Source organism: Nocardiopsis gilva YIM 90087, from assembly GCF_002263495.1.
In the GTDB taxonomy this organism is placed as follows: Bacteria; Actinomycetota; Actinomycetes; order Streptosporangiales; family Streptosporangiaceae; genus Nocardiopsis_C; species Nocardiopsis_C gilva.
On the sequence record NZ_CP022753.1, the window covers coordinates 5,659,896 to 5,686,237 of the forward strand.

Below are 26,342 nucleotides of genomic sequence, written 5' to 3' on the forward strand. Positions count from 1 at the left end.
GGTGCGACGTCGGGCTCTGTGGCGCCGTGCCCCTGAGGGCACTCGGCGTCGCCCTGCGGGGCGGTTGTGCCCGGTCCTACGACCGGCGAGCCGACGCCGGACATGAAAAGGGCCCGCTGCCCTTGGGGCAACGGGCCCTTATCCTGACGTTCCGCGCCTCGCGCGCCTACCCCCCAGCGGGCGCGGGGGCGGAACGTCGGTCTGGGATGACCTCATCTCGACAAACTCGAGACTACTGCCCGGCAGGTAAATCGCTCGGGCAGACACCTTCAAGATAGGGCAATGTTCGCGAAATACGCGAATCTTCCCTACGTGTCCTTCGCCGCACTCCCTTCGCACAGTGACCAGACATACCCAAAACGCTCATAATGGGCCATGGCAACGTCGCATGTGCATTTATGTGGCGTTCTTACCGGGCCCTCGCGCAATACCCCACGTCGACCGGCAGTGCGTGAAATACAGCGTGAAATACACCACAGCACGAAATGCGAAGGCCGCCCCACCGCGATGCGGCGGGACGGCCTGGGAACTCCGAACGAGCGGCGCCGGTCCGGATCAGGCGAGGCGCTTCTGCAGGTTCTCGTCCAGCGCGGCGAGGAACTGCTCGGTGGTGAGCCAGTCCTGCTCGCCGCCGACCAGCAGCGCGAGGTCCTTGGTCATCTGGCCGCCCTCGACGGTATTGACGACGACGTCCTCAAGCGCGTGGGCGAACTCGTTGACCTTCGGGGTGTTGTCGAGCTTGCCCCGGTGGTCCAGGCCGCGGGTCCAGGCGAAGATGGACGCGATCGGGTTGGTCGAGGTGGGCTTGCCGGCCTGGTGCTGGCGGTAGTGCCGGGTGACCGTGCCGTGCGCGGCCTCGGCCTCGACGGTGCTGCCGTCGGCCGTGCGCAGCACCGACGTCATCAGGCCGAGGGAGCCGAAGCCCTGCGCGACCGTGTCGGACTGCACATCGCCGTCGTAGTTCTTGCAGGCCCAGACGTAGCCGCCCTCCCACTTCAGCGCGGCGGCGACCATGTCGTCGATCAGCCGGTGCTCGTAGGTGATCCCGGCCGCCTCGAACTTCTCCTTGTACTCGGCCTCGTAGATCTCCGCGAACACGTCCTTGAACATGCCGTCGTAGGCCTTGAGGATCGTGTTCTTGGTGGAGAGGTAGACCGGGTAGCCGCGGTCCAGGCCGTAGCCGAAGCTGGCCCGGGCGAAGTCCTCGATGGACTTGCGGAAGTTGTACATGCCCATGGCGACGCCGCCGCCCTCGGGGAAGCTGGCGACCTCCATCTCGATGGGCTCGCCGCCGTCCTCGGGCGTGTAGGTGATGGTCACCGTGCCGGGACCGGGCACCTTGAAGTCGCTGGCCTTGTACTGGTCGCCGTGGGCGTGGCGGCCGATGATGATCGGCTGGGTCCAGCCCGGGACCAGGCGCGGAACGTTCTGGCAGATGATCGGCTCGCGGAAGACGACGCCGCCGAGGATGTTGCGGATGGTGCCGTTGGGCGACCGCCACATCTTCTTCAGGCCGAACTCCTCGACGCGGGCCTCGTCGGGGGTGATGGTGGCGCACTTGACGCCGGCGCCGTACTGCTTGATCGCGTTGGCCGCGTCGACCGTGATCTGGTCGTCGGTGCGGTCCCGCTCCTCGATGCCGAGGTCGTAGTACTTGAGGTCGACGTCCAGGTAGGGCAGGATCAGCCGGTCCTTGATGAAGGACCAGATGATCCGGGTCATCTCGTCGCCGTCGAGCTCTACTACGGGATTCTCAACCTTGATTTTGGCCATGGCTGTGTGGCTGTCCCTTCGTTTCGGCTAGCCGTCATGTGGCTGGAGGCCTCGCGCGCGGGGAGTCGGGCTCGCGCACTACGGCCGCGGCGCTGCCGCCGCGACCGCCGTGGCGGGCCCGTGACCACCGCGCAGGCGGCGGCCGGTCCCACGTCTCGCCTTGTGAGCTCGCCGCAAAACCTTCAACCGCCTGCCAGTCCGGTCGTCGTGCCTGCTCAGACCGGGCTGCGGGCGGCAATCTCGTTCGATCGTCTGCGGTATCTCGATATCAAGCTTATTAGACACTCACGATGACAGCTGCGGCGCCACCCATGCGAGCACGATCAGAAGGACCGCGAGCGTGACCGTCGTGATGATGTCGATCCAGCGGTGCCGGACCGCCAGCATGCCGATCCGCCCCGGGGGCAGGAGGTAGCGGAAGGCCGCGGCCAGCAGCAGCGCTCCGGCGATCAGCGCGGGTCCGCGCTTGAAGTAGGCGGCCGCGACCACGACGATCCCCGCGGACATCGTCGCGAGCACCAGGAAGTAGGGGACCTGGGCGAGCCATCCGGGGGTCTCTTCGGTCACTGTGTCAGCTGTTCCGGCCGAGCCGAAAGCGTCAGCTGTGCCGGCGGCATCGGAGGTGTCAGCGGGGCCAGGCGTGCCTGCAGCGGGCTCCCGCTCCGAATCCGACGCGCGCCCCGGCTCCTCCTCCGACGGGCGTGACTGGGGTGCGACAGCGTCCTCCACCGTTTTATGGCTCACCGTAAACCTCGCCCTAACGCAGACATATTCCGGACCCCCACAGGCCGACCGAGCGGGTCGTGGCGCGGACCGGCCACAGGCGATCCGACCGAGACCGAAACTGGACGCGTTCGGGAGATCAACGGACGAGCAAGACTTGATCGATCACACATAGCTACTGGCTACAGCGCCCCTCATTCTAGTGAGCCGACGCCCGTCCGCACCTCACGCCCCACCGTATCGGCCGGAGTGGCAGCGCTCGATGGACCGACCCTATTGCCGGAATGTGCCGTAAACGTGCCGGGATAGCTGTCTAACCCGAGAGTAAGCGCGTAGAACCCACAGTGCCCGGGTAACCAGTCACCAGATGAGCGCCACGGTGAGCGAGGACAGCCCCCCATGAACCCCACTCGACCAGCGACCGGCAATCGATCCGTTTCCAATGTGAGGCACCCTGTCACGCCCTGCCGCGAAACCGCTCATCGACCGCGCCCCACACTGGGAGGAACAACCGTGGACGGGCCCTACATACGGGTCGAGGAAAGCGGGGACGTTCAGCAGCTGAACGCCGAGGTCACCACTGTCGGACGTGGTGAAGGAGCCGATATCCACCTGAGTGACCCCAGCGTCTCCCAGCTCCACGCGGAGCTGGTGCGCCGCGGCCCCTACGTCTATGTCGTCGATCTCGGCCTCTCGCGCAACGGCACCAGGGTCAACGGCCGCCCCATCGCGCGCAGGGTTCTCGAAGAAGGCGATGTCGTCACATTCGGCAGTTCACGCTGCAAGGTCGGCGGTCTGCCCCGCGAGGAACTCCACCCCGACGTCGAGCTCCGCAAGGGTGCCACCCCCGAGCTGACCCGCCGCGAACTCGACGTCCTCACATCGCTGTGCCGTCCGGCGCTCTCCGATGAAGCGTTCGTCTCCCCCGCGACCGCTCGCGAGATCGCCGAGGATCTGGTGGTCACCGAGGCCGCCGTCAAACAGCACTTGCTCCGCCTCTACCAGAAGTTCCGGATCCCTGAAGGACCGAACCGGCGCACCCGCCTCGCCAATGAGGTCGTCGCTCTGGGCCTCGTACGCCCCATGCCGGTCTTGGATCGGGAACGCAAGGCAGGATGACCACCGAGCCCGCGGAACCGTAACCCTGTGCAGGCAGCAGGGCCGGAACCGGGGAACCTCCACCACGTCGCACGCGTCGAATCCCCATCGGTTCGGCACGCGGGCACGCGTGTGACGCGGGGTGGCCCACCTCCCGTGCGCCAGGCCGCACGGCGTCGATGTACGGTCGGCGCGTCGAGCGCGGAGCGCAGAGCGGAGAGGTGCGTGCGGCATGGCCAACGACGACGGGACACTGCTCATCCTGACGGCGGCCTTCGGGCTGTTCGGGCTCGCCTTCAGCGTCCTCGGAATCGTCCTGGTACGCCGGGAGAACGTCTACCGGACGCGCGGTGTCGCCGTTCCCGGCCAGGTCACCGACGTCGTCTCACGAGTGAGCAGCGGAGGCGGAGGTCGCAGGTCGGGGCCCCGCACCTACTACCACCCCGTGGTGGCCTACCGCACCCTGGAGGGCCGCGACATCCACGAACGGGCCACCATCGGCACCAACCCGCCCCGCTACAGCCCCGGCCAGTACGTCCAGGTGCTCTACCTGCCCGAGTCCCCCGACAGGTTCCGCGTGGCGGGCGACTCCAGTGGAAAGTTCACGGGTTACGCCTTCACCATTTTCGGGCTGATCTTCATCGCGATCTCGGTGGTGGTCCTGGTGAACGGGCTCCTCTGACCGGGCACCTGTGACCGGGCTCTTCCAACACCGACGGGCGTCCGGCCCTTTCCGCCCTCTCCTTCCCGCCCTCTCCTTCCCGTCCTCCGGGCCGAACGACGAGCGGCGGCGAGGCCACTACCCCGCCGCCGCGTGCTCCTCGGGACGTCAGCCGAGTCGGCGCTCGGCCGCCTCCACCACGTTGACCATGAGCATCGCCCTGGTCATCGGGCCGACACCGCCCGGGTTGGGCGAGACGTACCCGGCGACCTCCGTGACGTCCAGCGCCACATCGCCGGCCAGGCCGTCGTCGGTACGGGTGACACCGACGTCGAGTACGGCCGCGCCCGGCTTCACCATGTCCTTGGTGATCAGGCCGGGGACCCCGGCCCCTGCCACCACGATGTCGGCGTGCCGGGTGTGCTCGGCCAGGTCACGCGTGCCGGTGTGGCACAGCGTCACGGTCGCGTTCTCGCTGCGCCGCGTCAGCAGCAGGCCCAGCGGACGACCCACGGTCACGCCGCGCCCGACCACGACGACCTCGGCGCCCTTCAGCGGGACGTCGTAGCGGTTCAGCAGCTCCACGATGCCGCGCGGCGTGCACGGCAGCGGGGCCTCCTCCATCAGCACCAGCTTGCCGAGGTTGGAGGGCTGCAGCCCGTCGGCGTCCTTGGCGGGGTCGATCAGACCCAGCACCCGGTTCTCGTAACGGCCCTTGGGCAGCGGCAGCTGGACGATGTAGCCGGTGCACGCCGGGTCGGCGTTGAGCTCGGCAACGGCCGCCTCGATCTCCTCCTGCGTGGCCGTGGCCGACAGGTCGCGGCGGATGCTCTCGATCCCCACCTGCGCGCAGTCGCGGTGCTTGCCGTTGACATATGAGTGGCTACCGGGGTCGTCGCCCACCAGGACCGTGCCCAGGCCGGGAACCACGCCCTTGGCCCGCAGCGCGGCCACGCGTTCCTTCAGCTCCGCCTTGATCGCCTTGGCGGTCGCCTTGCCATCGAGAATCTGTGCGCTCACGAGCGTTCGAGTCCTTACCTTGTGCGATTCTCCAGCCGCCCGTGGTGGGGGCGACTGCGGCGTTGTCACGGTCCAGGCCGTCCCGGGCCGATCCGATCACTGGTCGCGACCCGCGGCCCCTGTCACCGCTCGGTTGGCACCGCTCAGTGGAAGAAGTGCCGGGTCCCAGTGAAGTACAGGGTCACCCCGGCGCGCTCAGCGGCCGCGATGACCTCCTCGTCGCGCACCGACCCGCCCGGCTGGACGACGGCCCGCACCCCCGCGTCCGTCAGCACCTCCAGGCCGTCGGGGAACGGGAAGAACGCGTCGCTCGCCGCGACCGACCCCTGCACCCGGTCGCCCGCCCGCGTGACGGCGAGCCGTGCCGAGTCCACCCGGTTGACCTGCCCCATGCCCACGCCCACCGTGGCGCGGTCGGCGGCCAGCAGGATCGCGTTGGACTTCACCGCGCGCACCGCCCGCCAGGCGAAGGCCAGGTCGGCCAGGGTGGCCTCGTCCGCGGCGGGACCGGCCCGCAGCTCCCACGTCGCCGGGTCGTCGCCGGTGGCGGCGATGGTGTCGGCGGCCTGCAGCAGCACGCCGCCGCTGATCTGCCGCGTCTCGGGGCGGGCGGAACGGTCCGGCGGAGCGACCGTGAGCAGCCGGATGTTCTTCTTGCGGGTCAGCACCTCCACGGCGCCCGGCTCGAACCCCGGCGCGACGACGACCTCGGTGAAGATGTCCACGACCTGCTCGGCCATGGCCACGCTCACCGGGCGGTTCGTCGCGATGACGCCGCCGAACGCCGACACCGGGTCGCAGGCGTGCGCCTTGCGGTGCGCCTCGGCGATGTCGGAGCCCACCGCGATGCCGCACGGGTTGGCGTGCTTGATGATCGCGACGCAGGGGTCGGTGAAGTCGTAGGCGGCGCGCAGCGCGGCGTCGCCGTCCACATAGTTGTTGTAGGACATCTCCTTGCCGTGCAGCTGCTCGGCACCGGCCAGCCCCGGCCCGGCCGGGTCGTCGCCCCGGTACAGCGCCGCGGTCTGGTGCGGGTTCTCGCCGTAGCGCAGCGTCGACACGCGCTCGTAGGAGTCGGCGTAGAAGTCCGGCCACCCGGTCTCCGCGGCCACGTCGTCGGGCGCGAAGGCGGTGGCGAACCAGCTCGACACGGCGGCGTCGTAGCTCGCCGTGTGCGCGAAGGCCTGCGCGGCCATGCGCTTGCGCTGCTCGGCCGTGAAGCCGCCGGCCCGGATGGCCTCCAGGACCTCGTCGTAGCGGGTCGGGTCGACCACGACGGCGACGCTGCCGTGGTTCTTGGCCGCCGCGCGGACCATGGCCGGGCCGCCGATGTCGATCTTCTCGATGCACTCCTCGGGGGAGGCGCCCGAGGCGACGGTCTCACGGAACGGGTAGAGGTTGACCACGACCAGGTCGAACGGCTCCACGTCGAGCTCGTCGAGCGCGGCGCGGTGCTCCTCCTTGGAGCGGTCGGCGAGCAGCCCGGCGTGCACCCGGGGGTGCAGGGTCTTGACTCTGCCGTCCAGGCACTCGGGGAAACCGGTGACGTCCTCCACGGGGGTGACGGAGACGTCGACCGCCGTAAGGCGGGCGGCGGTGGAACCGGTGGAGACGATCTCCACACCGGCCTCGGCCAGGCCGTAGCCCAGCTCCTCCAGCCCAGTCTTGTCGTAAACGCTGATCAACGCACGCCGAACGGCCTGCTGGCTCACCGATTCTCCTCTGCAACGTAGCCGGGTGCTTGCTCCGGTCCGGGCTCGGGCGAGCCCAGCCGCACGTGTCGTTTGTCCAGGGTCCATCCGTCCCGGGCCAGGCGGCCGACGACGTCGACCAGCATGGTCCGCTCAACCCGCTTGATCCGCTCGTGCAGGGACCGCTCGTCGTCGTCGGGCTCCACGCGGACCGTGACCTGGTCGATGATCGGCCCGGTATCGACGCCCGCGTCCACGAAGTGGATGGTGGCGCCGGTGACCTTCACGCCGTGGGCGAGCGCCTCGCGGACGGCGTGCGCGCCGGGGAAGGAGGGCAGCAGCGCGGGGTGGAGGTTGATGACGGTGAACCGGCTCAGCACCGCGGGGCCGAGGATCCGCATGAATCCGGCCGAGACCACGATGTCGGGCTCGAACCGGGCGATCTCTTCGGCCAGTGCGGTGTTCCACTGGTCGCGGTCGGGATAGGCACGGAAGGGGGTGACGAACGTGGGGACACCGGCCTGCTTGGCCAGGTCGATCCCGGCCGCGCTCGCACGGTCGGCTCCGACGGCGACGACATCCGCCCCGTAGCCCGGATCGGCCGCCGCGTCGAGCAGGGCGGCCATGTTGCTCCCCGTCCCGGAGATGAGGACGACTACTCGCGCCGACAGAGTGCTTCCTCCTCAGTGAGAATTCGATGCGCCGAACACTCGCGTCCTGCGTGTCCCGGGGGCGCGGTGTGAACGCGCAGCATCCGGGGGTGTGCGGATACGCCCGATGGCGGGCGAGACCGGGGACTAATCCGCGCCCCGTCCGCTTGAACACCCTATCTGGCGAGGTAGCGTCTACTCCAAGAGGACCCTCACTGTGCGGTCTGCCGCCGTGGTGAGGGCCGTGTGCGCGCTGTTCTTCCCCCCACTGTCGGCGCGCGCCCTCGGCTGCGCGTCGACCTGATGTGCCTCGACGCGCCCGCCACCGCGCCACTATGGCAACGAAGCCCCGAAGGAGCCCCCGTGAGCAACGAGCCGACCGAACCGCGTGCCGACGGGCAGCCGCCCGCCGTGGAGCGAGGCGGCCTGTGGGGGCTCATCCTGTCCACCGCCGGGCTGGTGCTGCTGTTCCCGATGGGGGTGCTGCTGTCGATCCTCGGCATCTACCAGGGGCACAAGGCGCGCCGGGCGGCGAAGCAGAACAACACCACCGCGCCGGGGGCCATCCCCAGCGTGGTGCTGGGCTGGCTCGGCGTGGCCATCTCGGCCCTCGGGCTCATCGGGATGCTGATGTTCTGGAGCGAGTTCGACGCCTACCAGCAGTGCTCGTCGCGGGCGCACACCGTGAGCACGCAGCGCCAGTGCGACGAGACCCTGCAGGAGGACCTGCGCGACGCCATCGCCCAGCGCACCGGTCTGCCCAAGGAGCAGGTCCCGATGCCGAACATGGGGGTCTGAGCGAGGCCGGCCCCGGCCCGTTCACCGGCGTGCGCACCGAATGCGCAGGCGCGCGGACCCGCTCGGATACATCCTGACGGTGAATCCCGCCCCCGTACTTCCTGCCCCGTACATCCCGCCCGGTTTCCGAATGCGGACCTCAGCGCCCCGGTTCCCGCGGCGCAGCATCCCCGCTGTCCCCGCCATCCCCGCCTTCGGGGGCGGTGGACTCCGGGTCCGCTTCGTAGGTGATCCCGTAGAGCTCCTCGGCGTCGTCGCCGACGTCGGGGGCGCCGCGGCGCCGCCATCCGAAGCGCGGCAGGCGCGAACGCCAGGCCGAGCGCCCCGACGCGCGGCGGTTCGGCTCCGGTGCATCGTCGACGTCGCCCCGGTCTTCCGCCGGGAGAACCGGGGCATCGACGTCCTCCGCCGCGACGTAGGTGTCGGGATCGGCTTTGACCAGCGTGAGCACGGGTTCGCGGCCGGAGCCTGCCCCATCTTCGCGGCCGGAGCCTGCCCCATCTTCGCGGCCGGAGGCCGACGCATCGGCCGTGGCGGCGTCCGCCTCCAGCCCTTCCCCGGTCTCCACCGGGTCAGCGGACTCCGTCGCCGCGTCGCCGTCCGCCGCTGCGTCGGTCCGCATCCGTCGCAGGTAGGCCCAGTTGGCCACCCACGCGGTGATCGCCGCCGCGACCCCCACCTCCAGTGCCGTGATCAACCCCACCTGCCAGGCGGACGGCCCGACCTCGGCGAGCCGGTCCGCGCCCAGGGAGCCGCCCGCGATCAGCGACAGCACGGCGAGGACCGCTCCCGTACCGACGCCGCAGACGAACCCCCACATCGGCGCGGCCTCACCGACCAGTGTGGGCGCACTGCGCTGGGTGAGAACCCCGCCGACGCCCCCGGCGACGAACGGGGCGGCCAGGGCCACCAGGGAGATCACAGGGGCAGGCCCGTTGTCGGGGAGTGCCGCGAGCAGTGGGAACAACGGCAGCGGCCCGACCGCGATCCCGGTCGGCGCCACCATGGTCCCGGTGCCGAGCGCGAAGCCGGGGCCGACCGCGTAGGCCGTCCCGAAGACGATGGCGTTGGGCAGGTAGAGCAGCTGCAGGAGGATCAGCAACGCGCCGCCGACGAGGCCAGGGGCCAGCTGCCCGGTGATGGCGGCGGCCTCCCCGTAGTCGAGGGCGAAAGCGATCCCGACCAGCAGCGCGCCGGACAGCAGCAGCGTGCCGGTCGCGCCGAGGGTCCCCGCGAGCAGCGAGCGCGGTCGGTCCGGCACGACCTCCAGCAGCCGCCGCTTGGGGATGCCCTTGTCGTTGAGCAGCTGGTGCAGCACGCCCATGCCCCCGGCGACGAGGGCCAGCGCGAACCCGGCGAACAGCGCCTCCACGACGCTGGGCTGCACCACCTCGGTCTGCCCGATCAGCGCCAGCGTCCCTGAGATCGCTGCATACGGCCCAGCGATGGCCAGGGCGGCCCGGAACAGGTGGCGCAGCCGCGGCAGCTCACAGCTGCGCGCTAGCCACCGCCCGGAGCGGTACAGCACCAGGCCGGGCAGCACCACGAGGCCCAGCGGGAGCATCCCGATCTCGCCGCCGGGGATCCCGAAGCCGACCAGGTGGCCGACCAGCCACATCTGCACCGCTGTGCGCAGCACATGGTCGATGTCCTGGCCGAACGGGCCGTGCGGCGCCGCCGCCCAGCCGATGACCGTGATCGTCAGCAGCACGACCAGGCCGACACCGGCGGCCCAGGCGGCGGCCATCCCACCGGCCGTGTACACCGGTCGCGGGTCACGCGGGCCGGGCACGGGACCCGGCGTCGCCGACCGGCCGCCTGTGCCACGAGCCGGGCTGCGCTTCGGCCGAGAAGACTTCGAGGGAGGATCTGCGGGCGCACTCACCCGGCCCATGCTGCCAGCCTCATGACCGGATCGGGAGCCTTCGCACCGCGTGTGTCGGCCGGCCACCGATGCCCCGATGACGCCGACACCTGTACACCTGCCCCGCACCTGCCCTGCAGCTGCCCTGCAGCTGCCCTGCGCCTATCCCGGAGCTTGCGCACCCCCAAAGATGCGCACTTCAAGTGATATTTTGACTACAGAAAGTTATTGAGTTGTCGAGGGGACACCGTCCGTCGGATCGATGACCCGTCGACCACCCGTGAAGGAGGGACATCGATCGATGACGACAGGCGTCGTGAAATGGTTCAACGCTGATAAGGGATACGGCTTCATCGCGGTCGACGGCGGTGGTGACGACGTGTTCGTCCACTACTCGGCGATAGTGAGCAGCGGATACAGGTCCCTGGAGGAAAATCAGCGAGTGGAGTTCGAGGTCGTCCAAGGCGATAGGGGACCACAGGCGGACAGCGTCCGCCCTCTCTCCTAAGAGCACTGCCCGCCGACACGCGTGTGCCCCGCCTCGGGTCCCGAGGCGGGGCACACGCGTGAAACAGGTCGGACCACTCCAGTGTCCGCTCCCGCAGGGGAAGGACCTAGAACAGCTCCCGTGCGAGCTTGGCCGTCTCGCTCGGCGTCTTGCCGACCTTGACTCCGGCGGCCTCCAGGGCCTCCTTCTTCGCGGAGGCGGTGCCCGAGGAGCCCGACACGATGGCGCCGGCGTGGCCCATGGTCTTGCCCTCCGGAGCGGTGAAGCCCGCGACGTAGCCGACGACCGGCTTGGTCACGTTGGCCTTGATGAACTCCGCGGCCCGCTCCTCGGCGTCGCCGCCGATCTCACCGATCATCACGATGGCGTCGGTGTCGGGGTCGGCCTCGAACGCCGCGAGGGCGTCGATGTGCGTGGTGCCGATGATCGGGTCACCACCGATGCCCACGCAGCTAGAGAAGCCGATGTCGCGCAGCTCGTACATCATCTGGTAGGTCAGCGTGCCCGACTTCGACACCAGGCCGATGCGGCCCGGCTTGGTGATGTCGGCCGGGATGATGCCGGCGTTGGACTGGCCCGGGGTGATCAGGCCGGGGCAGTTCGGGCCGACGATGCGGGTCTTGTTGCCCTTCTCGCTGGCGTAGGCCCAGAAGGCGGCGGTGTCGTGCACCGGGATGCCCTCGGTGATGACGACGGCCAGGCCGATCTCGGCGTCGATGGCCTCGATCACGGCGCTCTTGGTGAACTTCGGCGGGACGAAGATGACCGTGACGTCGGCCCCGGTCTTCTCCATGCCCTCGGCGACGGAGCCGAAGACCGGCACCTCGGTGCCGTCGAAGTCCACGCTCGTCCCGGCCTTGCGCGGGTTCACGCCACCGACGACCTGGGTCCCGGAGGCCAGCATGCGCCGGGTGTGCTTGGTGCCCTCAGAGCCGGTCATGCCCTGGACCAGCACCTTGCTGTCCTTGGTCAGAAAGATAGCCATTGTCGCTCTTCTCCGCCCCTACTTCGCGGCCAGTTCGGCAGCCTGAGCAGCGGCGCCGTCCATGGTGTCCACCTGGCGCACGGCCGGGTGGTTACGGTCGTTCAGGATCTTGCGCCCAAGGTCGGCGTTGTTGCCGTCCAGGCGGACGACCAGCGGCTTGCTGACGTCGTCGCCGCGGCCCTCCAGCAGCTCCAGCGCCTGCACGATGCCGTTGGCCACCGCGTCGCAGGCGGTGATGCCGCCGAAAACGTTGACGAACACGCTCTTGACGTCCGGGTCGCCCAGGATGATCTCCAGGCCGTTGGCCATGACCTCGGCCGACGCGCCACCGCCGATGTCAAGGAAGTTAGCCGGCTTCACGCTGCCGTGCTGCTCACCGGCGTAGGCCACGACGTCCAGCGTGGACATGACGAGGCCCGCGCCGTTGCCGATGATGCCGACCTCGCCGTCGAGCTTGACGTAGTTGAGGCCCTTCTCCTTCGCCTTGACTTCCAGGGGGTCCCCCTCGGCGGCGAGCTCGAAGCGCTCCAGGTCCTGGCGGAACTCGGCGTTCTCGTCCAGCGTGACCTTGCCGTCCAGGGCCACCACGCGGCCGTCACCGCTCAGGATGAGCGGGTTGACCTCGACGAGCGTGGCGTCCTTGCCGACGAAGGCGTCCCAGAGCTTGGAGACGATCTCGACCGCGCCCGCGGCGGCGGCCTCGGGCAGCTTGCCCTGCTTGACGATCTCGGCGGCGACCTCGGCCGGAGCGCCCTTCAGGGCGTCGATCGCGACCTTGGCGACGGCGTCGGGGTTGGTCTCCGCGACCTCTTCGATCTCCACGCCGCCCTCGCGGGAGCAGATCGACAGGAAGGTGCGGTTGGCACGGTCGAGGAGGAAGGAGAAGTAGTACTCCTCAGCGATGTCGCTGGCCTCTTCGATGTAGACGCGGTGGACGGTGTGGCCCTTGATGTCCATACCCAGGATCTGCTCGGCCTTCGCCTGAGCGTCCTCGGGACCATCGGCCAGCTTGACGCCGCCGGCCTTGCCGCGGCCGCCAGTCTTGACCTGCGCCTTGACAACTACGCGGGGCTTACCGGCCGCCGCGAATTCCTCGGCGATCGCACGCGCCTCAGCAGCGGTGCTCGCCACCTTTCCCTGGGGTACCTGGACCCCATACTCCGCGAAGATCTCCTTCGCCTGGTACTCGACAAGGTCCACGAGGGTCCGTCCTTGTTGCTCGCTGGCTGCAGTGTCTTGCGGAAGTCGTGTCACTCAACCCGGGGAACCTTTACCGGATCTGCCGCGTTGGAAGTTCGCTGAAAAAGCCATCCGCAACATGCGGAAGCTTAGTCCTCCTGGCCCTTGACATCGGACACCGGGGCCGTGTTGACCAGTCAATCCATTCCCAAGAGCCACCATCCGACCCGCTTCTGCCAGGGACGGCGGTGAGAATTCGTGTGACGGGTCACATCGCTTCCACCACGACGTTACGCGATCTCACCCGAACTGTTCGAGGCCGAGCTTCACCAGCAGGGCGAGCACGACGACCACCAGCACGCCCCGGACGAACCCGGTGCCCCGGCTCAGCGCCATGCGGGCGCCGATCTGCGCGCCGATGATGTTGCACACAGCTAGGCCGAGCCCGAGAAGCCAGAGCACGTTGCCGTTCCAGGCGAAGACCGCGAGCGCTCCGACGTTGGTCGCGGTGTTGACGATCTTGGCGGAGGCGGACGCGTTCACGAAGTCCAGTCCGGTGACGGTGGTCAACGCGATGATCAGGAACGTTCCCGTACCCGGCCCGATGAGGCCGTCGTAGAAACCGATCCCGCCCCCGGCCAGCAGGATCGCGGTGACGATGCGGGAGCGCGTCAGGCGCGCGGGGTCGGCCGCGGCGCCCAGCGCGGGACGCGCGATGACCAGCACGAGGACGACGGCGAGCACCAGCATGACGGTGGGGCGCAGCGCGTCCGAGGAGATGGAGCCCGCGAGCGCGGCCCCGCCGCCCGCTCCGGCCAGCGCCAGACCGGCGGTCGGCCCGACGATCCGGGGCTCCAACCGCACACCGCGCGTGTAGGTGATCGCGGCCGAGGAGGTGCCGAAGATGGCGGCGAGCTTGTTGGTGCCGAGGAGGGTGGCGACCGGGGCGCCGGGGAAGGCGACCATCAACGCGGGCAGGAGGAGCAGTCCGCCGCCGCCCACGACCGCGTCGATCCACCCGGCGGCGGCCGCCGCCACCAGCAGAATTGCTATGAGGTCGATGCCGATGTCCACGCCCGGCTACCGACCCGCCGGAGTGGGCGCGGAATAGCCGCTAAGCAGGACAAGAAGGGGAAGTGTCACAAGACGGGCAGTGTAGCCAGGGCCCGGGTCCGCCCTACAGCGCCCCCTCTATGACAGCCCCTATGAAACCCCCGGTGTCAGGCCGCGTGCGCGGATCGGATGTTCTCCCGCACCCAGTCGCTGATCTCGGCCGTGGCCGCCCCGGGCGTGAAGATCTTCGCGACACCGAGGCGCTCCAGCTCGGGGATGTCCCGATCAGGGATAATGCCGCCGCCGAAGACCATGATGTCGGTGGCGTCGTTCTCCTCCAGCAGTTCCAGGACGCGGGAGAACATGGTCATGTGCGCGCCGGACAGCACCGAGAGGCCGATCGCGTCGGCGTCCTCCTGCAGAGCGGCGTTCACGATCATCTCCGGAGTCTGCCGCAGCCCCGTGTAGATGACCTCGACACCGGCGTCGCGCAGTGCGCGAGCCACGACCTTCACGCCCCGGTCGTGACCGTCGAGCCCCGGTTTGGCGACGACGACCCGTACCGCTGATGACGCGCCCATGCTCAGCCAGCCTCTCTTCACCTGCTCGCACTGTCCCGCGCCGTGCCGCCGTCCTTGTGGGCCGTAAGCCGCGCGCGGGCGGGTCGGATGGACTTGTGAGCAGAGTAACGCAGCTCACTCACTGTTGAACGGACCGGGTAGGCGGGTACCTCAAGGACATGACCGATGATCTGCCCCGGATCGACCAGATGACGACCATGGAGCTGCGGGATCGCGCGGTCGCCCTGGCCAAGCGCCGATGGGACGTGCGGTTCTTCTGGCACCTGCTGGAGAGCCTCCCCGCGGCGGAGGCCGCCGCCGGCCACATGGATGCCAGCGACGCCAGTGTGGCCCAGGCGTCCGGGCTGTTCCACGAGGCGCTTGCCGCCGAAGCCGACACGGAGGTCCAAGAGGCGCTGCGCCCCCTCTACGTCGACTATCTCGCTCGGCACGCCACCGACATCGCGAAGCCCGAGGCCGAGCCCAACGACATCGCTGACACCTGATCGCCGACTCCTAGCGCGGCGAACGCGCCGCATTCACCTTCCGCGCCGATTCCCCACCCGGCTGCTTCGCCACCCGACCGATTCCCTGCCTGACTGGCTCCCCACCAGGCGAGGAACCACCGCCCTCACCGCCGTGCCTCACCGCAGTGCCTCATCTCCACACCACCATTGCGACGTACATGTCGGAAATCCGCTAGCCTGCGGAAACGGCGCGCGCGAGGATGGTCACGTGATGGATGACGACCACTGCTATCTGGCGGTCCGCAGCGGCGACGCGCGGTTCGACGGCGTGATCTTCGTGGGTGTGACCAGCACCGGCATCTACTGCCGACCGAGCTGCCCCGCCGTGGCGCCCAAGCGGGAGAACACCGTCTTCTTTCCGTCCGCCGCGGCCGCACAAGGAGCGGGGTTCCGCGCCTGCAAACGGTGCCGTCCCGACGCCACACCCGGATCGCCGGAGTGGAACGCGCGGGCCGACGCCGTGGGCCGCGCCATGCGGATGATCGCCGACGGTGCCGTGGACCGCGACGGGGTCGCCGGGCTGTCGGCGGCCCTCGGCTACAGCGAGCGGCAGCTGCAGCGGCTCCTCACCGCCGAACTCGGCGCGGGGCCGCTGGCCCTCGCCCGCGCGCAGCGGGCCCAGACGGCCCGCGTCCTGTTGGAGACCACGGACCTGTCGATGGCCGACACCGCGTTCGCCGCAGGGTTCGCCAGCATCCGCCAGTTCAACGAAACGATCCGTGAGGTCTTCGCGCGGACCCCCACCGAGCTTCGTGCACGCTCCGCCCACCGCGATGGTTCGGCTCGCCTCGACACCGTCGGCCACCCGGACGGCGGTCCGCTGGCGGGCACGATCAGCCTCCGGCTCCCCTACCGGGCGCCGTGCGACCTGGGGCACACGTTCGGTTTCCTGGGCGCCCGCGCGGTTCCGGGCGTGGAGGAGGTGACGCCGGACGGGTACCGCCGCGTGCTGCGGCTCCCACACGGCACCGGGATCGCCGAACTCGCCCCGGGGGACGGCCCCGGATATGTCCGGTGCCGACTCCGGCTGGAGGAACTGCGCGACCTCGGCACAGCGGTCCAGCGCTGCCGCAGGCTGCTCGACCTCGATGCCGACCCGCAGGCCGTGGCGGAGGTGCTGGGAACCGACACCCTTGTGGCGCCGCTGGTCGCGGCGGCTCCCGGGCTGCGCTCGCCCGGGCACGTCGATCCGGCGGAGCTCGCCGTGCGCGCGATCGTCGGTCAGCAGGTTTCGGTGGCCGCCGCCCGCACGGTCGCGGGTCGGCTGGTCGAGCGCTACGGCAAACCGCTGACCGTGCCCATAGGCGGGCCCAGCGGGGGACTCACGCACGTGTTCCCGCTGGTGGAAACGTTGGCTGAGGCGGACCCACAGGAGCTGCCGATGCCCCGCGGACGCGCCCGCGCGCTGGTCGCCCTGTCCACCGCACTCGCCTCCGGCGACATCGACCTGGGGCCCGGCGCCGACCGAGACGAATCCGCCGAGCGGCTGCGCGCGCTGCCCGGCATCGGCCCGTGGACCGCCGACTACATCCGCATGCGCGCCCTCGGCGACCCCGACGTCTTCCTCCACACCGATCTGGGGGTGCGCCAAGCCCTGGAACGCCTGGGCCACCCCGGCGACGGCCACTCGGCCGCGACGACCGCCCGCGCCTGGCGTCCCTGGCGTTCGTACGCCAGCCACCACCTGTGGGCATCGAACTCACGGGCGGCCCCGTCACCTCCGCGCACCAGACCGCGATCCGCCCACCGCCGCACGCCGCACCCGACCACCAAGGACACACGATGAGCTCACTGACCGACCAGGACCCGCTGCCCTTGGGCGTACCGACTCCGGAGGCGCCTGAGCCGGTCGCCGCCGTGGAGTTCGCCCGCCCCGGCGACGGGCCGACCCTCTACACCACCCGGTCGTCCCCGATCGGGGATGTGCTGCTGACCAGCGACGGCGGAGCACTGACCGGCCTGTATATGCTTCCGGAGCCCGAGTCCGGCCTGAAGCCGATCCCATCGGACTGGAAGCACGCTCCGGAGAGCTTCCGGGAGACCGTCGACCAGCTCGACGCCTACTTCGCCGGGGAGCTGCGCGACTTCGACCTGCCGCTTGCGCCCAGCGGCACCGATTTCCAGCTGCGGGTGTGGCGCGAGCTGACGACCATCCCCTACGGCCACACGACCAGCTACGGCGCCATCGCCGAAGCGCTCGGCCGTCCGACCGCCTCCCGCGCGGTCGGCATGGCCAACGGCCGCAACCCGATCTCGATCATCGTCCCGTGCCACCGCGTCATCGGCGCCAACGGCGCCCTCACCGGCTACGGCGGCGGCCTCCCCCGCAAGCGGCACCTGCTCCGGCTGGAGCGCGGCGGTTATCGGTAGCAGCTGTCGTGCATCCCCCTGGCCCGCCCCTCGCGTCACGGGGGCGGGTCCAGCCCTGGCCACCGGTAGGATTCCCCGAACATCCCACCTTCTAGTTCCGCCTTTCGGTCAAGACGAACGGGCCCCGGCCGTGAGTGAAGCAGGATTCGGCCACTGCGAGCTTGATGCGCCCGGCCATCACCTCGTTGTCGCCTAGGTTGGCCTAAGGCCATTTCTTCTCGATCCGATCCTCATAGACCTTGTAGAACGCGGGGCCGCCACGGGTGATTGCCCGGTCTATATTGCCACGCATGTTATGGAATCTTGTGGTCTTCTCCACCACGCTCAATTTGGCGCTGCTGAGGCAGAAGAGCACACACGACCCCTCTGCCAGAGCGGCGAGTTCGCCCGCCCTATACCGGATTCGATCGTCCTGCGTGAGAAGCGACCACCCTTGTGATATTCCGTACGCGATCCACTCTTCGTCGCTAGTTTCCTGCCCGTCCTGGGGAAATGCGTCCGCAACCAGATGTACTGACCGACCTCGGCTACGGAGTTCCGCGGCAACCCTCTTTTCCAGGCATCGATCGAGGAAGAACTCAGGCGGCGTCGTAGCGGAGTGCGGCTCGACAGACCTCTTCGGCTTGATCACGCGTGATCCCGAATTCCTCAGCGACGGTTTCCAGAGATTCCCCCGCCTGCCAGAGACCGACAATCGCGTCGATTGGTACCTTACTGCCCTCTAGGACAGGTGCTCCCCACCCAAATCTCGGATCAATGATGACCGGAGCAGCGTCGGGGTACTGGCGGAGTCTCAGGCGCTGCGGGAAATCGTCATCGGCGTCCCAGATGATGTATTTGAGGTAATCACGAATGACCTCCCTGATCGGACGCTGTCCGTCACGGGCCCGAGCGAGGTCGTCACTATCGAGGTAATGAACAAAGATGTCGACACCGTCAGTTGCGATGCGCTGCGTCGCAAGTCCGTACGGCGTCCCGAAGCGCTCCCTGACCGTGGTGGCTGCATCCCGGATCGCCTGTTTGCTGAGTCCGAGGTCCCGCAGGGATCGAAGTACATATGCCTCGATGACGGCGATGAACGGCACGGAGGGAGCCCCGCGTTTCACCGGTTCGACGCCGTGTACCAGCGGTGTTCCTCCGGCCTCCTCATTCAACCATCCGTTCAAGGTTGACTCCGGTATACGCAGGTGACGTGCGGTTTCCCTTCACGTCAGCATCGGAGCCGAGAACTTGTCCACCATGTTCGTCACCCCCTCCAGCCGACTCCAACGATGCCATACGGCCATGGCTAGTGGTCGGTTTTCCACAGCAAGCCGACCGCTGGAGGGCGACCGCATCCAATGCCACGCGCCGTCGCGCAACTCATCGCCGAGATGGCCGAGATGAACGCCTACATCGGCGGGCTGGTCGGCGCGCATCGCGCAGCGCCCCGCAACAGTCTGCTGAGTCGGCTGATTTCCCAGCACGACGACGAGCTGTCCGACGCGGAACTGGTCGGGATCGGCAGCCTGCTGCTCATCGCTGGACACGAGACGACCTCCAACATGCTCAGCATGGGCACGCTGCTACTCCTACGCCATCCGGACCAGCTCGCCGCGGTCCGCGACGCCCCGGAGGCGGTCGTTCCCGCGGTCGAGGAGATGCTGCGCTACCTGTCCGTTGTGCACTCCCCCATGCCGCGCTTCGCGACCAGGGACCTCGAACTCGGCGGCAAGCGGATCAGAGCCGGGGACATCGTGGAGACCTCCCTGGTCACGGCCAATCGAGACGAGGCACTGGCCGGCGACCACCCCGAGCGCTTCGACATCTCCCGCAAGCCCGGCCCGCACGTGGCGTTCGGCCACGGGGCGCACGAGTGCATCGGCCAGCAGCTGGCCCGGCTGGAGATGCAGATCGCGTTCCCCGCACTACTCCGCCGCTTCCCCGGGCTCAAGCTCGCCGTGCCCTTCGAGGAGGTCCGCTACCGGCGCGAGTCGACGGTCTACGGCGTGCGGGAGCTCCCCGTGACCTGGTGAGCGCCGTCCACCCACACTCACGACCACCCACACCTCTGACCGGCCGTGCCCGAGTGAGCCGCGACTCAGCGGACGCCCGCGGCGCGGCCGACGGCCGCGCCGCATCTGTCTGATCTCCCTAGCAGATCATGGAAAATTGCAGAAAATTTCCGCAAACTATTGCGTGCTTCGGCTGACGCTCATTAGCGTTCGCGTAGCCTGCCGGCAACAGAGCGAGAGGACCCTCCCCCATGCCGTCCCTCTGTTCACGGCCGCGGCGCGGGTTGAGCGTCGCACGCCTTCTCACACTCGGCCTGACGACCGCCCTGCTGGCGACCTACAGTGGCGGATCCACCGCGAACGCCGCGCTCCCGCCAGGCGAAGTGCGGCCGACCACCGAAGGAGAGCCCATCGGCCACGACCTCGGCGCCGCCAAGGCCCACTGGATCGACCGCGGCGCCATCGCCTGGCCGAGCCCTCCTGCCGATGACCACTCCTACGACCTGATCCACTCCGCCGACGCCTCGATCGGTGTCGAGAACGACCGACTCACCGGTGACTTCCGGACCATCCCGCTGCGGGTCGCCGATGGCGGGCTCACTGACAAGCAGCGCGCCAAGTGGCCGCATCTGGCGAACCGCACCGCGCTGCGGAGCCGCGGCTCCATGGCTGACCAGTCTGAGGTGGCTGTGCTGTCTGAAGTGACTGTGCTGTCTGAGGTGGCTGTGCTGTCTGAGGTGACTGAGGCTCTGCGCGGCCAGGTCGTCGTGGTCGAGCGCGACGGTGACGGGCGCGTGGTCGCGGCAACCGGAGCCCAGATCCCCGGCGTGCTGGACGACGTGTACGCGGCGGCGGCCGACGCCACGCTCGGCCCGGTCTGGGAAAACGGTAGACCCGCGCTGTCGCTGTGGGCGCCCACCGCCCGTGACGTGAAGCTCGTGCTCTACGAGGACCCGCGCTCGGCAGAGTCTCATACCGTGCGGATGAAGCGCGACGCCGCCACCGGCACCTGGTCGGCGCAAGGCCCGGCCCGCTGGAAGGGGAAGTACTACGCCTTCCAGGTGGAGGTGTACTCCCCTGCTGTCGGCAGGATCGTCACCAACACGGTCACCGACCCCTACAGCCTCGCCCTGTCCGCCGACTCCGAACGCAGCCTGCTCATCGACCTCGCGGACCCGGCCCTCGCCCCGGAGGGCTGGGACTCCCTGACCAAGCCCGCGCCCACCCCGATGAACGCCGCGAGCATCTACGAGCTGCACGTCCGCGACTTCTCCGCCTCCGACACGACCGTTCCCGAGGCCGACCGTGGGACGTACCGCGCCTTCCGCGCCTCCCGCGACGGCTCCGCTGGGATGACGGAGCTGCGCGGGCTCGCCGACGACGGCGTCGACTACGTGCACCTGCTGCCCGCCTTCGACTTCGGTTCCGTCCCCGAGCGCCGCTCCGAGCAGAAGGCCCCCGCGTGTGATCTGGCGTCCTTCCCCTCCGACTCCACCGAGCAGCAGGCCTGCGTCGAGCGCACCGCCGAGGACGACGCCTTCAACTGGGGATACGACCCCGTCCACTACACCGTCCCGGAGGGCTCCTATGCCAGCAGCCCCGACGGCACCGCCCGCGTCACCGAGTTCCGGGAGATGGTGAGCGGGCTGAACCGCGCCGGACTGCGCGTCGTGATGGACGTCGTCTACAACCACACCTATGCCGCCGGGCAGGACGACAGGTCCGTGCTCGACCGCGTCGTCCCCGGCTACTACCACCGCCTGCTCGACGACGGTTCCGTCGCCACGTCGACATGCTGCCCCAACACCGCCCCCGAACACACCATGATGGGCAAACTCGTCGTGGACTCCGTGGTGACCTGGGCGCGTGCGTACAAGGTCGACGGCTTCCGCTTCGACCTCATGGGCCACCATCCCAAGTCGAACATGCTCGCGGTGCGCGCGGCGCTGGACCGGCTCACGCCCGATCGCGACGGCGTGGACGGCTCCTCGATCGTGCTCTACGGCGAGGGCTGGGACTTCGGGGAGGTCGCGGGCGGCGCCCGCTTCGAGCAGGCCACCCAGATCACCATGGCCGGGACGGGCATCGGCACCTTCAACGACCGGCTGCGCGACGGTGTGCGCGGCGGCGGCCCCTTCGACGCCGACCCCCGCCTCCAGGGGTTCGGCTCCGGGCTGTTCACCGCCCCCAACGCCGCGCCGGGGAACGGGACCGAGGCCCAGCAGCGGGCCCGGCTGCTGCACGACCAGGACCTGATCAAAGTCGGGCTGACCGGAAACCTCAGGGACTACCGGTTCACCGCCTCCTCGGGGCGGGAGGTCACCGGCGGCGAGGTCGACTACAACGGCGCCCCCGCCGGGTACACCGCGCATCCGGGTGAGGCCGTGACCTACGTCGACGCGCACGACAACGAGACCCTCTACGACGCACTGGCCTACAAGCTCCCGCAGGACACCTCGATGGAGCACCGGGTGCGCATGCAGTCGCTGGCACTGAGCACCGCGCTGCTCGGACAGGGGACCGCGTTCGTGCACGCCGGGAGCGAGCGGCTGCGCTCGAAGTCACTGGACCGCAACTCCTACGACTCCGGCGACTGGTTCAACCGGCTGAACTGGGACTGCGAGGACGGCAACAACTTCGGCGCGGGGCTGCCGCGTGCGGCGGACAACCAGGACAAATGGCCCTACGCGCGCCCGCTGCTCGCCGACCCCGACCTGCGGGCGGACTGCGCGGCCATCCGGAAGGCCCGCGCCCGCTTCGGCGAACTGCTGCGCGTCCGCGACTCCTCGCCGGTGTTCGCACTGGACTCCGCGGAGGAGGTGCAGCGGCGGGTGTCCTTCCCGCTCAGCGGCGCGCGGGAGACACCGGGGGTCATCACGATGCACCTCGACGCCGAGGGGATCGACCCGCGGTGGTCGTCGATCACCGTGGTGTTCAACGCGTCTCCGCGTTCCCAGAGCCAGACCATCGCGGCGCTGAGGGGCGCCGAGGTGGCCCTGCACCCCGTCCAGGCGGAATCCGACGACCCCGTGGTGAAGGAGTCCTCGGCCGATACCGAGACCGGAGCCCTGACCGTCCCCGGGCGGACGGTCGCCGTCTTCGTCGCGGACTGAGGCGTCGGCCGCCGACCGCGCCGAATCCGGTGGGGTCGCGGTCGGCGCGTCGGCCGATGACGCGCCGACCGGTTCGTTCACCCCATCTTCGTTCACCCCATCGATCCGGCCCGTGCGATGATGCTGGCCGTCGCACCGGCCCCGGTAGGGCGCGCCCCACCTCGACCGGCACGTGCGGCCTGCGCGAATCCTTCGCGAGGATGGTCGTGATCCCCTTAACAGGGGATGGCCCCTACCCCTCCCCTGGTATGTGGTCCGCCCATCGACCGCGTCACTACGTTGAGGCGCCATACGGACGGCGATCTTCGGCTACGGCCGACCGCCCTCCGCCTACTGCCGCCACGTAGCGTCCGGTTCTGGGAGACACCACCATGACCAGCGACATCGCCGACACCATTCCGGCCTACCCGCCGCCCCGCACCTGCCCGCTGCGCCCATCACCCGAGTTCGACCGCCTCCGTGCCGAGCGACCGATCTCCCGCATGGCCATGCGCGGAGGCGGAGAGGCGTGGGTGGTGACGCGCTACGAGGACGTGCGCACCCTGCTCGCGGATCCCAGGATGAGCTCGGACCGCGCGCACCCCGGCTTCCCTCGGCTCATCGCCGGGCTGGAGGACATCCAGCCGCGGGAGGAGGAAAAGCCACCCATCGTCAACCTGGACGGAGCCGAGCACAGCAAGGCCCGCGGCGCGATTCTCAGTGAGTTCACGGTCCGCAGGGTGCGGGAGATGCGCCCGTGGGTGCAGGGCATCGTGGACCGGCGCGTCGACGCCATGCTGGCCGCCGGACCGCCCGTGGATCTGGTGGACATGCTGTCTCTCCCGGTCCCGCTGCTCGTCGTGTGCGGGCTGCTTGGAGCCTCCTACTCCGACAACGAGCTCTTCGAGGACAGCACGCGCAGGATGATGTCGGCGGGGGTGTCCGATGAGGACCGCTTCGCGGCCGCCGAGGACCTGAGCGTCTACCTGGAACGCCTGTGCCGGGAGAAGGAGGCGGACCCGACGGAGGACGACCTACTCGGCCGCCAGGTGCTGCGGTACCGGCGCGAGGAGGGCGAGGTCGACCACGCCGAACTCGTCGCCCTCGCGCTGATGCTGCTCGTGGCCGGGCATGAGACCACCGCCAACGTCATCTCGATGGGTGTGGCCTCGCTGCTGGAGCACCCGGACCAGCTCGCCAAGATGCGGGCCGACCCCGGCCTGCTGCCCGCCACGGTCGAGGAGGTGCTGCGGTTCTGCAGCGTCACCGACGCGATCACGGCGCGGGTGGCGACCGCCGACATCGAGATCGGCGGCGTGCTGATCCGCGCGGGCGAGGGTGTCATCGCACACGTGCCCTCGGCCAACCACGACCCCTCGGTCTTCGCCCGCCCCGAGCGGCTGGACATCGACCGCGGGGCGCGCCACCACTTCGGGTTCGGTTACGGGCCGCACCAGTGCGCCGGGCAGAACCTCGCGCGGCTGGAGCTGCAGATCACCATCGAGACGCTGTTCCGGCGGATTCCGAACCTGCGGATCGACGCGCCGCTGGACAGCCTGCCGTACAAGGACAACTCCATGGTCTACGGCCTGTACGAGCTGCCCGTCAGGTGGTAGCGGCGCTGCGGGGACAGCCGACGGGACGGGCGGCTCGCGGCCCGGAGTCGAAGACCACTTCGAGGGTCATGCCATGCGCGTGGTAGCGGACCGGAATCGCTGCGCCGGAAACGGGCAGTGCGTGCTGACCGATGCGGCGATCTTCGACCAGGACGAGGAGGAAGGCCGAGTCGTCGTGCTCAACGAGCGGCCGGGCGCCGAAAGCGCCGAGCGGGTACGGCAGGCGGTGCGCCTGTGCCCGGTGCGTGCGCTCGCCATCGAGGAGTGAGGGGACGGCGGTTGCCGACCATTACGGCTCGACGCAGCGCGCCACGGCTCGGCGCGGCGCAGCCTCGGGCAGCTCCGCCCGCCCCGACGTGAGGGGGCGTCGCGGCGGGTGGCACCATCGTCCCCCATGACGATCGATCCACAACGAACCGCCGTTCTCGCCCTGCACTGGCAGGTCAACGTGATCAAGCCGGAGGGCTTCTTCGGCGAGATGCTGAGCGAGCCCGTACGCCGCAGCGGTGTGGTGGAGCGGGCCGCCGACTTCCACCACCGCGCTCGCGCGGCCGGTCTGCCCATCGTGTTCACCCGCTTCACCGTGCCCGAGGGAGAAGGCGGCCTCGTACGCAACACCGGATTCATGAACGCGGTGGGGGAGGCTCAGGAGTCCTTCCGGCCCGAGGCACCAGGCGCCCAGCTGATCCCCGAGATGGCTCGGCTGGGCGAACGCGACCGCGTCGTCGACAACCAGAAGCTGTCCGGGCTCGCGGGGAACAGCCTGCCGGAGTTGCTCGCCGCGGAGGGTATCGACACCCTGCTGGTGACCGGTGTGGCCACCAACCTGACGGTCGAGCAGACGGCGCGGCACGGCACGGACCTCGGCTCGACCGTGCACGTGGTCGCCGACTGCGTGGCGGCGGCGGAGGACGCGGTCCACGAGGCGTCGCTCGCCAACCTCGACCTCGCCACCAGGGGTCGCCTCTCCTCGGACGACGCTCTGGCGCGACTCGCGGGCTAGGCCCGCGGAACAGCGGCGGCCCGGCCCGCTCCGGCCGGGTCCAGCCGGGCTATGAGCGGCGCGGCGACCGGTGTGGAGGCCACGGGGCCCGGTCTCGCTAGGGGACGTCGCCCAGCGTCTGAGCCACGAACCGTTCCAGCCCCGCGACGAACGCCTCGGCCTGGTCGGGCGGCCAGGCCGCCAGTCGCTCATCCAGAAGGGCCACGAGCCGTCCCCGCATCAGCCCGACGATCTCCTGACCCCGTGGCGTCAGTGTGAGCAGGACGGCCCGTCGGTCATGCTTATCTCTGCCACGGCGGATGAGGCCGTGCTCTTCGAGTCTGGACGCGTAGCGGCTGGCGACCGACCGGTCGATTCCGACCTCGGCGGCCAGGCGCGCCGCCGTGATGGGACCGAGCCGGGCGATGCCGCTGATCACGGGATAGGTCGTGGGGTCCACGCCGTGACCTATCCCGTCCGTGAGGTCGCCGTAGAGGTCGGCGCGGACACGGCGCTGCAGCAGCTCCCCGAGTGCGGCCTCCGTACGTCTGCCGAGATCCCCGCTCACGCTGTTGCCCCCGCTCCGTGCGCCATTGCGCGGCTCTCCCGTCGCCAGTAGATTGGGTTATGCGTGCAAAATACACGCATTATTCGACCCGCATCTGCCCGTGCGGTGGAGAGGAGAGTGCCCATGCCGGGGAGTGTACGGCCCGAGGAAATCCTGCCCGATGGCGATGACCACACGGTTCTCGACGGCTTAACGGTTCGCAAGGGGACCGTGGCGGCCTTCGTCGCGAATGTGAAGGCCCTGGACGGCGTCGAAGAGGGCAGTGCCGAATGGAAGATGTTGGCGGACCGAATCAGGGAGCTCGTCCCGGGGGTGCGCGCGGTCGGCCTCTTCGACGTCCTCACGCCGAAGTCCCCGCAGCTCAGAAACATCATCGACGAAGCGTCGACACACGGCGGCACAGCAGCGCCCTGACGCCCCGACGTAGGGCCGGGCGGACCGCCACCGCCGACGCATGGCGTCACCTCTGTTCCGTGTCGTCTCCGTATCGTCTCCCTGTCGTTTCCGTGTCCTCCCACCTATTTCCGGACCGCTCTAGTCGGCATCACGGTTGGGCAACAACCCATTCCATTCCCAACCGACGCATACCCGCCCGCAGCGAGCATGGGGACGCGGCCGGACGTGACCCCC

The 26,342-nt window shown here is 69.5% G+C and carries 26 protein-coding genes and 1 pseudogene; 13 read left to right on the top strand and 14 right to left on the bottom strand.

All coding sequences use genetic code 11. From position 1 onward, the window contains the following. Window positions 1–555: 555 nt before the first annotated feature. Together CDO52_RS24670 and CDO52_RS29605 are read right to left on the bottom strand one after the other, a co-directional pair. The gene (locus tag CDO52_RS24670; protein WP_094932740.1) at window positions 556–1,773 is read right to left on the bottom strand and encodes an NADP-dependent isocitrate dehydrogenase; all 1,218 of its coding nucleotides are present in this window, start codon (window positions 1,771–1,773) and stop codon (window positions 556–558) included. Window positions 1,774–2,058: 285 nt separating this feature from the next. After that, complete coding sequence (locus tag CDO52_RS29605; RefSeq protein ID WP_083919878.1) at window positions 2,059–2,502, bottom strand: DUF3017 domain-containing protein; 444 nt, start codon at window positions 2,500–2,502, stop codon at window positions 2,059–2,061. A gap of 507 nt (window positions 2,503–3,009) precedes the next feature. Here CDO52_RS29605 and CDO52_RS24680 point away from each other — a divergent pair. Together CDO52_RS24680 and CDO52_RS24685 are read left to right on the top strand one after the other, a co-directional pair. After that, complete coding sequence (locus CDO52_RS24680; protein WP_017618853.1) at window positions 3,010–3,615, top strand: FHA domain-containing protein; 606 nt, start codon at window positions 3,010–3,012, stop codon at window positions 3,613–3,615. A gap of 211 nt (window positions 3,616–3,826) precedes the next feature. Further along, window positions 3,827–4,276 carry a DUF3592 domain-containing protein gene (locus CDO52_RS24685; RefSeq protein ID WP_017618854.1) on the top strand — a complete coding sequence of 150 codons (450 nt, stop codon included), beginning with the start codon at window positions 3,827–3,829 and terminating at the stop codon, window positions 4,274–4,276. A gap of 147 nt (window positions 4,277–4,423) precedes the next feature. Here CDO52_RS24685 and CDO52_RS24690 read toward each other — a convergent pair whose 3' ends face one another. From CDO52_RS24690 to purN, 3 genes are all read right to left on the bottom strand, one after another. Beyond that, the gene (locus tag CDO52_RS24690) at window positions 4,424–5,275 is read right to left on the bottom strand and encodes a bifunctional methylenetetrahydrofolate dehydrogenase/methenyltetrahydrofolate cyclohydrolase (RefSeq protein WP_017618855.1); all 852 of its coding nucleotides are present in this window, start codon (window positions 5,273–5,275) and stop codon (window positions 4,424–4,426) included. Between the two features lie 143 nt (window positions 5,276–5,418). Further along, on the bottom strand, window positions 5,419–6,987 hold the full coding sequence (gene purH, locus CDO52_RS24695; RefSeq protein ID WP_017618856.1) for a bifunctional phosphoribosylaminoimidazolecarboxamide formyltransferase/IMP cyclohydrolase: 1,569 nt from the start codon (window positions 6,985–6,987) through the stop codon (window positions 5,419–5,421). Then, window positions 6,984–7,637 carry a phosphoribosylglycinamide formyltransferase gene (gene purN / locus CDO52_RS24700; protein WP_083919879.1) on the bottom strand — a complete coding sequence of 218 codons (654 nt, stop codon included), beginning with the start codon at window positions 7,635–7,637 and terminating at the stop codon, window positions 6,984–6,986. The genes purH and purN overlap by 4 nt, the downstream gene beginning before the upstream one ends. Before the next feature lie 342 nt (window positions 7,638–7,979). On the opposite strand from purN, the gene CDO52_RS24705 reads away from it, so the two are divergent. Continuing rightward, window positions 7,980–8,414 carry a DUF4190 domain-containing protein gene (locus tag CDO52_RS24705; RefSeq protein WP_017618858.1) on the top strand — a complete coding sequence of 145 codons (435 nt, stop codon included), beginning with the start codon at window positions 7,980–7,982 and terminating at the stop codon, window positions 8,412–8,414. Between the two features lie 139 nt (window positions 8,415–8,553). On the opposite strand, the gene CDO52_RS24710 is transcribed toward CDO52_RS24705, so the two are convergent. After that, window positions 8,554–10,206, bottom strand: coding sequence for a cell division protein PerM (locus CDO52_RS24710; RefSeq protein ID WP_157745703.1), 1,653 nt, complete (start codon window positions 10,204–10,206; stop codon window positions 8,554–8,556). A gap of 373 nt (window positions 10,207–10,579) precedes the next feature. Between CDO52_RS24710 and CDO52_RS24715 the strand changes: the two genes are divergently transcribed. After that, entirely contained in the window at window positions 10,580–10,786 is a 207-nt protein-coding gene (locus CDO52_RS24715) for a cold-shock protein (protein ID WP_017618860.1), read from the top strand. 106 nt (window positions 10,787–10,892) lie between these two features. Here the strand turns inward: CDO52_RS24715 and sucD are convergent, their stop codons facing one another. From sucD to CDO52_RS24735, 4 genes are all read right to left on the bottom strand, one after another. Beyond that, on the bottom strand, window positions 10,893–11,771 hold the full coding sequence (gene sucD, locus CDO52_RS24720) for a succinate--CoA ligase subunit alpha (protein WP_017618861.1): 879 nt from the start codon (window positions 11,769–11,771) through the stop codon (window positions 10,893–10,895). Window positions 11,772–11,789: 18 nt separating this feature from the next. After that, window positions 11,790–12,971, bottom strand: coding sequence for an ADP-forming succinate--CoA ligase subunit beta (sucC, locus tag CDO52_RS24725; RefSeq protein WP_017618862.1), 1,182 nt, complete (start codon window positions 12,969–12,971; stop codon window positions 11,790–11,792). A 279-nt stretch (window positions 12,972–13,250) separates the two neighbouring features. Further along, window positions 13,251–14,018: a TSUP family transporter gene (locus CDO52_RS24730; RefSeq protein ID WP_026125830.1), complete on the bottom strand. Its 768-nt coding sequence runs from the start codon at window positions 14,016–14,018 to the stop codon at window positions 13,251–13,253. Window positions 14,019–14,170: 152 nt separating this feature from the next. Further along, window positions 14,171–14,584 (bottom strand): cobalamin B12-binding domain-containing protein, encoded by a 414-nt coding sequence (locus CDO52_RS24735; RefSeq protein ID WP_017618864.1) that lies wholly within the window; start codon window positions 14,582–14,584, stop codon window positions 14,171–14,173. Window positions 14,585–14,742: 158 nt separating this feature from the next. On the opposite strand from CDO52_RS24735, the gene CDO52_RS24740 reads away from it, so the two are divergent. From CDO52_RS24740 to CDO52_RS24750, 3 genes are all read left to right on the top strand, one after another. After that, complete coding sequence (locus CDO52_RS24740; RefSeq protein WP_017618865.1) at window positions 14,743–15,069, top strand: hypothetical protein; 327 nt, start codon at window positions 14,743–14,745, stop codon at window positions 15,067–15,069. A gap of 232 nt (window positions 15,070–15,301) precedes the next feature. Beyond that, window positions 15,302–16,876 (top strand): DNA-3-methyladenine glycosylase 2 family protein, encoded by a 1,575-nt coding sequence (locus CDO52_RS24745; RefSeq protein WP_094932741.1) that lies wholly within the window; start codon window positions 15,302–15,304, stop codon window positions 16,874–16,876. Next, on the top strand, window positions 16,873–17,460 hold the full coding sequence (locus CDO52_RS24750) for a methylated-DNA--[protein]-cysteine S-methyltransferase (RefSeq protein ID WP_017618867.1): 588 nt from the start codon (window positions 16,873–16,875) through the stop codon (window positions 17,458–17,460). The genes CDO52_RS24745 and CDO52_RS24750 overlap by 4 nt, the downstream gene beginning before the upstream one ends. A 202-nt stretch (window positions 17,461–17,662) precedes the next feature. On the opposite strand, the gene CDO52_RS29610 is transcribed toward CDO52_RS24750, so the two are convergent. From CDO52_RS29610 to CDO52_RS29325, 3 genes and pseudogenes are all read right to left on the bottom strand, one after another. After that, entirely contained in the window at window positions 17,663–18,091 is a 429-nt protein-coding gene (locus CDO52_RS29610; protein ID WP_157745705.1) for a PIN-like domain-containing protein, read from the bottom strand. After that, window positions 18,039–18,473 (bottom strand): DUF433 domain-containing protein, encoded by a 435-nt coding sequence (locus tag CDO52_RS24755; protein WP_332459824.1) that lies wholly within the window; start codon window positions 18,471–18,473, stop codon window positions 18,039–18,041. Before CDO52_RS24755 ends, CDO52_RS29610 begins: the two co-directional genes overlap by 53 nt. Next, window positions 18,474–18,650: pseudogene (locus CDO52_RS29325) on the bottom strand (hypothetical protein); the annotation flags it as partial. 150 nt (window positions 18,651–18,800) lie between these two features. Here CDO52_RS29325 and CDO52_RS24760 point away from each other — a divergent pair. The 5 genes from CDO52_RS24760 (at window position 18,801) to CDO52_RS24780 (ending at window position 25,165) form a co-directional block, all read left to right on the top strand. Continuing rightward, window positions 18,801–19,475 carry a cytochrome P450 gene (locus CDO52_RS24760; protein ID WP_017618869.1) on the top strand — a complete coding sequence of 225 codons (675 nt, stop codon included), beginning with the start codon at window positions 18,801–18,803 and terminating at the stop codon, window positions 19,473–19,475. Between the two features lie 263 nt (window positions 19,476–19,738). Further along, window positions 19,739–22,567 (top strand): pullulanase-type alpha-1,6-glucosidase, encoded by a 2,829-nt coding sequence (gene pulA, locus CDO52_RS24765; RefSeq protein ID WP_232524319.1) that lies wholly within the window; start codon window positions 19,739–19,741, stop codon window positions 22,565–22,567. Between the two features lie 371 nt (window positions 22,568–22,938). After that, window positions 22,939–24,162, top strand: coding sequence for a cytochrome P450 (locus CDO52_RS24770; RefSeq protein ID WP_017618870.1), 1,224 nt, complete (start codon window positions 22,939–22,941; stop codon window positions 24,160–24,162). Window positions 24,163–24,235: 73 nt separating this feature from the next. Next, a complete protein-coding gene (locus CDO52_RS24775; RefSeq protein WP_017618871.1) occupies window positions 24,236–24,430 on the top strand; it encodes a ferredoxin in 195 nt (64 codons plus the stop codon). Window positions 24,431–24,556: 126 nt separating this feature from the next. Next, complete coding sequence (locus CDO52_RS24780; RefSeq protein WP_017618872.1) at window positions 24,557–25,165, top strand: cysteine hydrolase; 609 nt, start codon at window positions 24,557–24,559, stop codon at window positions 25,163–25,165. A gap of 97 nt (window positions 25,166–25,262) precedes the next feature. On the opposite strand, the gene CDO52_RS24785 is transcribed toward CDO52_RS24780, so the two are convergent. Further along, complete coding sequence (locus CDO52_RS24785; protein ID WP_017618873.1) at window positions 25,263–25,712, bottom strand: MarR family winged helix-turn-helix transcriptional regulator; 450 nt, start codon at window positions 25,710–25,712, stop codon at window positions 25,263–25,265. A 123-nt stretch (window positions 25,713–25,835) separates the two neighbouring features. On the opposite strand from CDO52_RS24785, the gene CDO52_RS24790 reads away from it, so the two are divergent. Beyond that, window positions 25,836–26,126: a hypothetical protein gene (locus CDO52_RS24790; RefSeq protein WP_017618874.1), complete on the top strand. Its 291-nt coding sequence runs from the start codon at window positions 25,836–25,838 to the stop codon at window positions 26,124–26,126. The last annotated feature ends 216 nt before the right edge of the window (window positions 26,127–26,342 follow it).

What these genes read in the sequence shown, in the direction of transcription:
- CDO52_RS24740 (WP_017618865.1), top strand. Translation starts at nt 14,743, where the DNA reads ATGACCGATGATCTGCCCCGGATCGACCAGATGACGACCATGGAGCTG.
- CDO52_RS24790 (WP_017618874.1), top strand. Translation starts at nt 25,836, where the DNA reads ATGCCGGGGAGTGTACGGCCCGAGGAAATCCTGCCCGATGGCGATGAC.
- CDO52_RS24760 (WP_017618869.1), top strand. Translation starts at nt 18,801, where the DNA reads ATGCCACGCGCCGTCGCGCAACTCATCGCCGAGATGGCCGAGATGAAC.
- CDO52_RS24735 (WP_017618864.1), bottom strand. Translation starts at nt 14,584, where the DNA reads ATGGGCGCGTCATCAGCGGTACGGGTCGTCGTCGCCAAACCGGGGCTC.
- CDO52_RS24775 (WP_017618871.1), top strand. Translation starts at nt 24,236, where the DNA reads ATGCGCGTGGTAGCGGACCGGAATCGCTGCGCCGGAAACGGGCAGTGC.
- CDO52_RS24745 (WP_094932741.1), top strand. Translation starts at nt 15,302, where the DNA reads ATGGATGACGACCACTGCTATCTGGCGGTCCGCAGCGGCGACGCGCGG.
- CDO52_RS24670 (WP_094932740.1), bottom strand. Translation starts at nt 1,773, where the DNA reads ATGGCCAAAATCAAGGTTGAGAATCCCGTAGTAGAGCTCGACGGCGAC.
- CDO52_RS24715 (WP_017618860.1), top strand. Translation starts at nt 10,580, where the DNA reads ATGACGACAGGCGTCGTGAAATGGTTCAACGCTGATAAGGGATACGGC.
- sucD (WP_017618861.1), bottom strand. Translation starts at nt 11,771, where the DNA reads ATGGCTATCTTTCTGACCAAGGACAGCAAGGTGCTGGTCCAGGGCATG.
- CDO52_RS24685 (WP_017618854.1), top strand. Translation starts at nt 3,827, where the DNA reads ATGGCCAACGACGACGGGACACTGCTCATCCTGACGGCGGCCTTCGGG.
- CDO52_RS24750 (WP_017618867.1), top strand. Translation starts at nt 16,873, where the DNA reads ATGAGCTCACTGACCGACCAGGACCCGCTGCCCTTGGGCGTACCGACT.
- CDO52_RS24780 (WP_017618872.1), top strand. Translation starts at nt 24,557, where the DNA reads ATGACGATCGATCCACAACGAACCGCCGTTCTCGCCCTGCACTGGCAG.
- CDO52_RS24770 (WP_017618870.1), top strand. Translation starts at nt 22,939, where the DNA reads ATGACCAGCGACATCGCCGACACCATTCCGGCCTACCCGCCGCCCCGC.